We start from the raw sequence: 9,787 nt of genomic DNA on the forward strand, positions 1-9,787 counted from the left end.
AACTCTCTTGGATCACTATTGGAATAATTATAGCAGTTAAAACAAGTTTTGTATTCCTAACTTTAAAAGAAAACACAAAATTTTCATTTTGTGTCTTTATCGACTTAAATATCGAGGTTTTTCAATCAAAATCTGATTATTTTTGCCCTTTACTATCTCAAACAAGCTACTTGTAGAATATTCCTTATTGTCATCAAATACTTGTTTCATTCTTTTTATTTTAAACCCATGACGAAGGGCTTCTTCAACAATTTCAGTTAAGCGCATCGAACGATGGACTAAGTAAAATCGGCCATCCTCTTTTAGTAATCTCTTTACTTGGTCAAATAGCTCCGCTAATGTCAACATTTCTTCATGTCTTGCTATCCTTAAGTATTCACTCTCATTTACATTTGAGTTCTCATCTACTTTAAAAAATGGTGGGTTACATACAATAACATCAAAAGCAACATGTTGAAAATCTTGAATTTTACTACAATACAATGTCGCTTCTACTTTATTGTGTATAAAATTTTCTTGTGCTAAATCGATTGCTTCTTGAAAATAATCTACACCGACAAGTTCTTTTGGGTGAAATAAACTAGCATACAAAAGAAGTGCTCCATTGTTACACCCTATATCCAATACGGTTTCATTTTCTTTTACATCAATAAATTTACCTAAAAAATGCGTATCAGAATTCATTTTGAACATATCTTTTCTTTGTTTTATTTCGATTGTAGTTTCTGGTAAATAATCAAAAGACATTTTCTTGTGCTAGTTCAAACCAGAATGTTGAACCTTTTCCTTCCTCACTAACAACACCATATTGTGCTTCATGGTTGTCTAGAATTGCTTTAACAATAGCTAATCCCAACCCTGTTCCAACAGTTGCACGCTTAAATGATTTATCAATTTTATAATAACGATCCCAAATATAAGGAATACTTTCTTCAGGTATTCCTGATCCCTCATCTTCAACTTCTATTCTCACACAATCATCTTTCTTAATGATTCTTACAAATATTTTTCCATAATCATCAGAATGTTTGAATGAATTGGATAAGAAATTATAAATAACTTGGCCAATTTTAATTTCATCTGCATAAAGAATAATACTTTCATCACTTTCAAGTGAAACTTGGAAATGATGCTCATCAATAAGCACTTGAAATAACGTTAGAATGCTTTTTATCTTTTCAACAATATCAAAATTCTTGCGATTTAATTCGTAATTACCTGATTGCATCTTAGATAATTCTTGCATATCTAGTACTAAATGATCTAAATAATCTACTTCTTGGATAATCACATCCAAATGTTCTTCCCTTTTCTTTGGATTATCACCCGAGATATCTCTTATCATTTCGGCATAGGCTTTAATCATAGTTAGCGGTGTCTTGATATCATGTGATACATTTGCAATTAAATCCTTACGTAACTCATCTACTTTTTCTAGTTTGTGGGTTGCTTCATTAAGTGTTGTCGCTAGGTCATTGATTTCTCTAAAATATGAACCCTCAAAATGCGTGTTTTCATAATCTGCTTTTGACAGAGAATCCGCAGATGATTTCATCTTCACAATTGGTTTTGATAAACCATTTGAAATAAAAACTGAAATCAAAATTGAAAATCCAATAATAATTAAAGTATAAAAGAAATATTGTTCTTGGAAAAAACTTATAATCGAGTCTACTGGTTCTAGTGGACTATTAATATACAAATATAAATTACCTAAATTTGATTCTATTTTTTCACCAAACAAAATCATCTCTTGTTTACTTTTTGAATTGATTAATACCTCTGAGAATGAATTGAAATTAGCATCTACATGTTCATTCAACGCTATGCCATCATCAAAAGGAACAATTTCTTGTTCTTGTAATGTTATCTTTTGATTGAAAATGCAACTTTGGCCTAATCCATCTGCACTGTAAACAAGTTTGCCTTGTTCATTGAAGATAGCAGCACATACACTGTTGTTTACAGCTACTTGAAATGCTTTATCTACTAGATATTCACTACTTCCATCATTATCCACAATATACGATTCAAGCTTAGTTGCTACTTCTTGAATTGTCGTAATTTTATTATTGCGGTAATACGGTTTAATTAGTGAAAACTGTAGAATTCCAAGAATAAGTAATATCGCAAGTGCAAATAAGAAGAAATCCAACCAAACATTGAATTTTATTCCTCTTAATCTATGCCTCAAATTTATATCCCATTCCTCTCACCGTAACAATAAAATCACGGTAGTTTCCTAAATTGTGTCTTAGCATCTTCACATGGGTATCGACAGTACGATCATCCCCAAAATAATCATAATCCCATACTTCTTCTAAAAGTTTCATTCTTGACAATGCAATGTTTTTATTTTTAACCATATACAATAACAAATCAATTTCTTTTGGTGTTAAATTAACTTTTGCTCCATCAACCATTACACTTCGACCATCTACATCAATGGTTAAGCCATCAAATTTTAGAATTTGATTTTCTTTATTACGGCCACGTTCTAAAATGACTTTTACACGTGCCATTAACTCTTTAGGTGAAAATGGCTTAATAACATAATCTTCCACACCCAGTTCAAATCCAAACAACTTATCATATTCTTCTTGTCTTGCAGAAAGCATAATCACAGGAATATTTTTAATCTTCTTGATTTGTTTACATGCTGAGAATCCATCTAATTTTGGCATCATGATATCCAAGATAATACAATCAAAATCTTGCACCTCAACAAGTTGAATTGCTTCCAAGCCATCACTTGCTTCAGCTACCTCATAACCATTTAATAATGCATATTCACGAACAACTTCTCTTATTTTTAATTCATCATCTACGATTAATAACTTTGGCATCTTAAAACCTCCTATTTGTCATCCTCTAACAACTGAATTTTATTGACTAAACACGATTCTTTTTCATCTACTTTACCTTCAAAGTAAATATAATTTCCTTTTTGTAACATCACTTGTGCTTTTTGATAGATGTTAGGCATAAAAACTAAATCAAGTTCTCCTGATTCATCATATCCTTGCACAAATGCCATTAAATCACCTTTCTTAGTGCGGTGTTGACGCATTCGTAATATACAACAGAATCCCTTCACAAATCCTTTTGTATGTTTTAATTTTACTAGTGGTTCTAATAAAATGCTATGTTTTTTCTTAATATCGATAATTGGATGTGATCCTAGATAGAAACCTAGAACTGCTTTCTCCCTATCACTTTTCTCAATTGGATCTTCTTTTATCTGATATAGAACTGGTTTTGATACAAGACCTAAATCAATTCGTGATTGTCCATCTGTTTCGATTCTCACCAAATCAGCATAGCGAATTGCATCGTCTAAAGACGCCAACATACTCTTACGATTAATTTTAAATTCATCCAATGCTCCTGCATCAATCAAACATTCAATCACTTTACGATTTACTTTCCTTGTCATAATTCGTGCAATGAAATCATGAAAATCAGTAAATTCAGATTTACTTCTTTCATCAATAATTTCAGTAATTGCACTTCCCCCTACATTTTTAATAGCAAGAAGTGGGAAACGTATTTCATGATTCACTAAATCAAATGTAGTTGTACTGTAATTCACTGATGGCGATAAAATAACAATGTTCTTCTTCCTACACTCATCAATGTATTCAGCAGTTTTACTTTCTGAACCAATAACACTGTTTAAAAGTGCACAATAAAATTCATAGGGATAGTTCGCTTTTAAATAAGCCATTTGATAAGCAATTAGTCCATAGGCTACTGAGTGTGCTTTATTAAATCCATAACCTGCAAATTTTAGAATCAAGTCAAAGAGTTCATGTGCTAACTTTTGATTATACCCATTTCGCAAACACCCTTGAATAAAATCTTCTTCAAGTGATTTTAAATCACTTACTTTTTTCTTAGACATTGCTTTCCTTAAAATATCCGCTTTTCCTAAAGAGAAACCAGCCATGACTTGTGCTACTTGCATTGTCTGTTCTTGATAAATCATTATGCCATAGGTATCTTTTAAAATAGGTTCTAAATTTGGATGCAAATAAGTAATCTCATTGGGTTTCTTTCGTGCTTCTAAATAAAGTGGAATATTCTCCATTGGTCCTGGTCTAAATAACGCGATGGTCGCAACAATATCTTCGAATCGTGTTGGTTCCATTTTTCGTACTAGACTTTTCATTCCATTTGACTCAAGTTGAAATACACCTACAGTATCTACCCTACTTACTAAATCATAAGCAGGTTTGTTATCTAATGGAATTTGCAAGATATTGAAATTGGGTTGTTCTAGTTTAATTTTTTCAACTACTTGATCAATGATTGTTAGATTTCTTAATCCTAAAAAATCCATCTTGATTAAGCCTAATGATTCAAGATGTTCCATTGTATATTGTGTTGATACCATATCTTGTTCAATTTGAATTGTTGGTATAACCTCATTTAACGCTTTACTTGACATGACAATACCTGCAGCATGTGTACTTGCATGACGTGGTAACCCCTCAAGTTTTAGTGCATATTTAAAAAGTTCTGTAAATCTTCTATCTGCATCAATGTATTGTCTTAAAACACTTGATTCATCATAAGCTCTTTTTAAGGTCATTTTAGGTGCAAATGGAACAGCTTTACAAATCATATCAATTTCTCTTAAAGGTATATCTAAAACACGACCAACATCCCGTAATACCTGTTTTGCCGCTAATGTTCCAAAGGTAATAATGTGGGCTATATGTTCTTTTCCATAGGTTTCATATACATACTGGATAACCTCATCACGTCGATCATCTGGAAAATCAGTATCAATATCAGGCATTGATATTCTTTCCGGGTTTAAGAAACGTTCAAAGAGCAAGTTATGTTCAATTGGATCAACATGCGTAATCCCTAAGCAATAAGCAACAAGTGATCCCGCTGCACTACCACGACCGGGTCCAACATAAATCCCCTCTTTTTTAGCAAATCGAATAAAATCATATACGATTAAAAAATAATCCTCAAAATGCATGGAAATAATAATATCCAATTCATATTTCAAACGATCTGCATATATCTTTGATACATGGTTATCCAATCGTTTTTTAAGACCTGCAATACACAATTGCGTTAAGTAATTCTTACCATCAATGTTATTGGGTGTTTTGAATTTAGGAATAGATGTATGAAATTCTTCAAAACTAAAATTGCATCGTTTAGCTATATTCTCTGTTTCTTGTAAATCATCTTGATCATATAACTTTTCCATCTCTTCTTTGCTTCGGATATATCGCCCTTGTATTGATGGCAGTGAATAATCGTTAAGTGTTTTTGCAAGACGAATGCCCGAAACTATTTTATAACAAATTGCATCTTCTTCTGTTTCATAATAAATTTTACTTAATGCTACTGTCTTACCACCACATTCAATCACATGCTTTTTTAACATTTGATTCTTTATCTTCCAATAAGATGCATCATTGAGTGACAATGCAAAAACACAATCATCAAAAGCTTCAAGCATTTCTCTAATTCTTTTTTTACATTCACTTTCATTTTCATTGACGAGTGCTGATTCTACTACACCACCCTCACCATAAACAATGACCACATTATCCACTGCATACTCTTTTAACTGTTCAAATGATAATTGGTTTTGCGAACTTGATACATAACTTGAGCATAAAATACAGTTTCTATATCCATTATTATTTTTAGCAATAAGTAAGAAGTTTACATTCTCCTCATTTAATTCACAAGTAACTTCAAGACCAAAAATAGGCTTTATTTTAGCCTCTTCACAAACTTTATAAAATTCATATGCACCAAACATGACATTATTATCCGTTAAAGCACATGCTGAAAAATTCAACATTTTACTTGTTTTCACAAGTTGTTGAATTGTGAGTGTGCTATTTAGTAATGAATATGAACTTCTAGCGTGTAAATGAATCATAAAATCTCCTTTGCTTTATTTTACCATAGATTCCTTTTATTTCTAGAATATCATTCAAGTTACGAATGAAAACCCTATCATTTTTTTCTACGCTAATTTCGGTGTAACTGATTAGTAAAAGATTGATATTTCACATTTTTTTGATAGTTTTTAAAGGCAAGATAGTTAATTCTGTGATAAAATAGATAGGCACATGTTTGGAGTGATAAAATGGATGACAAAATAAAGGTAACTCAGAGTGATACATTGAATGAGAATCCTAAAACAGAAAAGAAAAAAGCAACAGGAAATAGTAAACCTAAACAAAGTACTTCAAAGAAAAGTACTTCTAAGAAATCCAATGATTTGATAAAGGATGATTCTAAGGAAAAAGCAACCACAAAAAAGACAAATAAAAGTGTGGCTGCCAAAACAACTAAAGCAGCAACTGCAAAGAAAAAGAATGAATCAGTAAGTAATCCCTCTGATTCAATTTTAAGCGTTGATCAACCATCCACTAAACAAAAAACAAGGTCTAAAGTCGATAAGAAATCTACTAAGAAATTCATTGAAGAAGGATTTGCAGATTTTGAATCAAGATTAAAAGATATTTCATTAACAATTAATGAAACTCCTGAGTCCTCTAAAACAAAAGAGGATCAAGAGGATACTGTTTCTATCTTACCTATAAATAAGAAAACCGTTTCTAAGAAAGATAAGTCACTTAACGAAGTTGAAGATCTACCTAAAAATAAAAATGAAGGCATTCTAGAAGAAATACCAATGAAGTCACATGTTGAAGAAAAAAAGGAAGATACTCCTACTCAAGATGATGAAATCATCAATAACGAAACACCTAAACAAACGGATGAACCTATTCATATCTACAAAGATCCTGAACCTGAAATTGATTATATTGATGAGGGTGATGATGATGATAGTTCTTCAAAAGAAGAACACAAATTAAAATTACCTCTTTCTTTACCAACAAAGAAAAGTAAAAAACAAGATCCTTTAGAAGAAACAATACTATTAAAGAAAATCACACCTGATTTTGATGAAGTTCATAAACCTAGTAAAAAATCAAAACCATCCAAGACAAAACAATTCTTTGCTGGATTAATCATTGTGATTCTTTGTATTGGATTAATTGTTGGTGGTGTTGGTTTAGGTATCGTAGGTAAAATATTATCCAATACCCCTGAATTAAACTTAACTGATTTCACTGGAGCTGAATCATCTAAAATTTATGATGCTAATGGTGAATCTGTTGCCGAGTTAGGTGCATACCTTCGTGAGAACATTACTTATGATGATTTACCTGAATCTGTAGTGGATGCATTTGTTGCTATTGAAGATTCACGTTTCTTTACTCACCCTGGTTTTGACTTACCTCGTTTTACAAAAGCATTTATTGAAAACATTAAATCAGGTAGTTTTGCACAAGGTGGCTCAACTTTCACAATGCAACTTGTTAAGAATACTTATTTCAGTATTGATGATATCAACAATTCAACAGTTGCAGAGAAATCAATTGATCGTAAAGTTCAAGAAATTTACTTAGCACTAAAAATTGAAAGAGATTTTAATAAACACGAAATCTTTGAAAAATATTTGAACAAATTAAACTTCGGTGGAAATATCCGTGGTATTCAAAAAGCTTCGCTTTATTACTTTGGTAAAGATATATCAGAAGTTACATTAAGTGAAGCAGCACTACTTGCTGGTATTGTTAACTTACCTAACAAGTATAACCCCTACAATTATTTAGATTTAGCTACTCAAAGAAGAGATAGTGTTATCGATATGATGGCTTATCATGGCTACATCACTAAAGATGAAGCTGATTTAGCTAAAGCTATTAAAGTTGAAGATTTACTTATTGGAGAAGAAAATACTTACAATCGTACTGAGAGTCAATATCAAAGTTATATTGATGCAGTTATCAGTGAAGCACAAACACTGACTGGAAAAGATCCAGCACTTGCTAGTATGAAGATTTACACTTATATGAATAAAGATGTTCAAGAAGTTATTGATTCAATTCAAGACGGTACTGCTGGAATTCCATTCCCTGACGATTTAATCCAAACTGCTATGGTTTGTATGGACAATCGTACTGGTGCTGTCATTGGCGTTGGTGGAGGTAGAAATTATGAAGGTGCTCGTCTATTAAACCGTGCAACATCTGGATTTAGACAACCAGGATCTGCAGTAAAACCTTTCTTATCTTACGCCCTTGCATTTGAAAACTTATATTGGTCAAGCAAACACGTATTAACTGACCGTCCTTATACTTATCGTGGTAGTAGTCTTGTACTTAAAAACTTCGATGGCAAATACCGTGGTGATGTTATTGTCGATCAAGCTGTTGCTCAATCATTAAATATCCCTGCAATTGATACCCTTCAACAAGTTCTAGATGAAATTGGTAAAGAAGAAGTTGTAAAATATTTACAAACAATTGGATTTAGTAAAGTAACTAATGAAAACTTTGATATTAGTTATGCAATTGGTGGTTCATCATTTGAAACAACCGTTTTTGAAATGGCTGGTGCTCATGCAATGATTATTAATGGTGGTGTTTATAACCAACCACATACAATTCAAAAGATTGTTATGCAAGATGGAACTGTGGTTTATCCAGAAAATCAAAACGTGAAAGTCCTAAGTTCTGGTTCTGCTTATTTAGTCGCTGAATTAATGCAATATGCAGTTGATGGTCCTTATTTCAACTACATGCAAGTATTAAAACGTGATTATCCTGTTTATGCTAAAACAGGTACATCGGACTGGGCTAAAGATGGTTTAGTTTATAACATCCCTAAAGGTGCAGCAAAAGATAAATGGATGATTGCATCCTCAACACAATTTACAAATGCAGTATGGGTTGGTTACGATAAAGGTGTTAAAGATAAGGGAACTTACTTTAACGGCTATAAGAGTGGACTCAATCTTACTGGTAAAATAAGTGTTAAACTTATGAATGCTGTTGAAAAAACATCTTCAACAAAACCTACTGCAATTCAACGACCAAACGATATTGAAGATATTACTTATATTCTTGGTTCTTATCCATATGCTTATGCCGATGGAATTCATCAAACAGTTACTGCTGAAATTCGTAAAGGACATCCTGCACTAACTGATGTATCTGAAAGTTATACTGAGAATTCTAATTTAAATCTTGGTGGAATTTCTGCTAGTATTCTTCCAGATGGTAGCTTATCAGTATCGTGGTATGGTGGTGGCGGTTGTTCTAACGGTGTTAAAGATTTAACATTAAACGATGGCAAAAATTATATTCCTGCTTCTGGTGCATGTATCTTTGACCGCTCAGCTTCAGCTGGAGCTAGTTATTACGCAACAGTCTACATCGATGAAGTACCTCTATACAATATATCAAGCGGCTCAAGTTATTATCAAGGATGGCCAGGAGATTTATATGGAAGTATTAAGGTATGTGGTGGTTTCAGTACTGCAAGTGGTTCAAGTAATACACAATGTGCCTATGTTACATATTAAACAAATAAAAAAGTATCTACATTTTAGTAGTAAACTATACCCCTTGTCAAGGACACAAGAATAAAAGATATGAAGCAGGTGAATAAAAATCATCTGCTTTTACTATAAATAAATGATTGATTGAGGAACAATCACAGGCAGATATTTCACCAATGTTTTATCTGTCAGATACTGATCAACTTCATAAGGAGTCTTCTTATGAAGTCGTTTCTGTGGTCGATCGTAATTATAGTAATTGATATAATCAGTTATCGCAAAAGCCATTTCCTCATAAGTCCTATACTTCTTTAAATCCATTTCTGTTTTTAATATCGCAAAGAATGATTCTTGTGGTGCATTATCCCAACAATTACCTCTTCTAGA

General features: G+C 32.2%; 6 protein-coding genes. 1 reads left to right on the forward strand and 5 read right to left on the reverse strand.

Annotation, left to right across the window (positions count from 1 at the left end; all coding sequences use genetic code 11):
• Nucleotides 1–96: 96 nt before the first annotated feature.
• Genes B5D14_RS11280 through dnaE form a run of 4 tightly spaced genes read right to left on the reverse strand, consistent with a single transcriptional unit; the run spans nt 97 to nt 5,920 of the window.
• A complete protein-coding gene (locus B5D14_RS11280) occupies nt 97–747 on the reverse strand; it encodes a tRNA1(Val) (adenine(37)-N6)-methyltransferase (protein ID WP_078712738.1) in 651 nt (216 codons plus the stop codon).
• A complete protein-coding gene (locus tag B5D14_RS11285) occupies nt 737–2,194 on the reverse strand; it encodes a sensor histidine kinase (RefSeq protein WP_143254440.1) in 1,458 nt (485 codons plus the stop codon). The genes B5D14_RS11280 and B5D14_RS11285 overlap by 11 nt, the downstream gene beginning before the upstream one ends.
• Nucleotides 2,184–2,846: a response regulator transcription factor gene (locus B5D14_RS11290; protein WP_078712740.1), complete on the reverse strand. Its 663-nt coding sequence runs from the start codon at nt 2,844–2,846 to the stop codon at nt 2,184–2,186. Before B5D14_RS11290 ends, B5D14_RS11285 begins: the two co-directional genes overlap by 11 nt.
• Nucleotides 2,847–2,857: 11 nt before the next feature.
• On the reverse strand, nt 2,858–5,920 hold the full coding sequence (dnaE, locus tag B5D14_RS11295; RefSeq protein ID WP_078712741.1) for a DNA polymerase III subunit alpha: 3,063 nt from the start codon (nt 5,918–5,920) through the stop codon (nt 2,858–2,860).
• A gap of 210 nt (nt 5,921–6,130) precedes the next feature.
• Here dnaE and B5D14_RS11300 point away from each other — a divergent pair, with 210 nt between their 5' ends.
• Complete coding sequence (locus tag B5D14_RS11300; protein WP_078712742.1) at nt 6,131–9,424, forward strand: transglycosylase domain-containing protein; 3,294 nt, start codon at nt 6,131–6,133, stop codon at nt 9,422–9,424.
• A 102-nt stretch (nt 9,425–9,526) separates the two neighbouring features.
• On the opposite strand, the gene B5D14_RS11305 is transcribed toward B5D14_RS11300, so the two are convergent.
• A partial coding sequence (locus tag B5D14_RS11305) for an IS3 family transposase (protein WP_143254441.1) occupies nt 9,527–9,787 on the reverse strand: 261 nt, incomplete at its 5' end.

Source organism: Anaerorhabdus furcosa (genome assembly GCF_900167375.1).
In the GTDB taxonomy this organism is placed as follows: Bacteria; Bacillota_I; Bacilli_A; order Erysipelotrichales; family Erysipelotrichaceae; genus Anaerorhabdus; species Anaerorhabdus furcosa.

Excerpts from the sequence above, each read along its gene's own strand:
- B5D14_RS11280 (WP_078712738.1), bottom strand. The coding sequence starts at position 747 with ATGTCTTTTGATTATTTACCAGAAACTACAATCGAAATAAAACAAAGA.
- B5D14_RS11290 (WP_078712740.1), bottom strand. The coding sequence starts at position 2,846 with ATGCCAAAGTTATTAATCGTAGATGATGAATTAAAAATAAGAGAAGTT.
- dnaE (WP_078712741.1), bottom strand. The coding sequence starts at position 5,920 with ATGATTCATTTACACGCTAGAAGTTCATATTCATTACTAAATAGCACA.
- B5D14_RS11300 (WP_078712742.1), top strand. The coding sequence starts at position 6,131 with ATGGATGACAAAATAAAGGTAACTCAGAGTGATACATTGAATGAGAAT.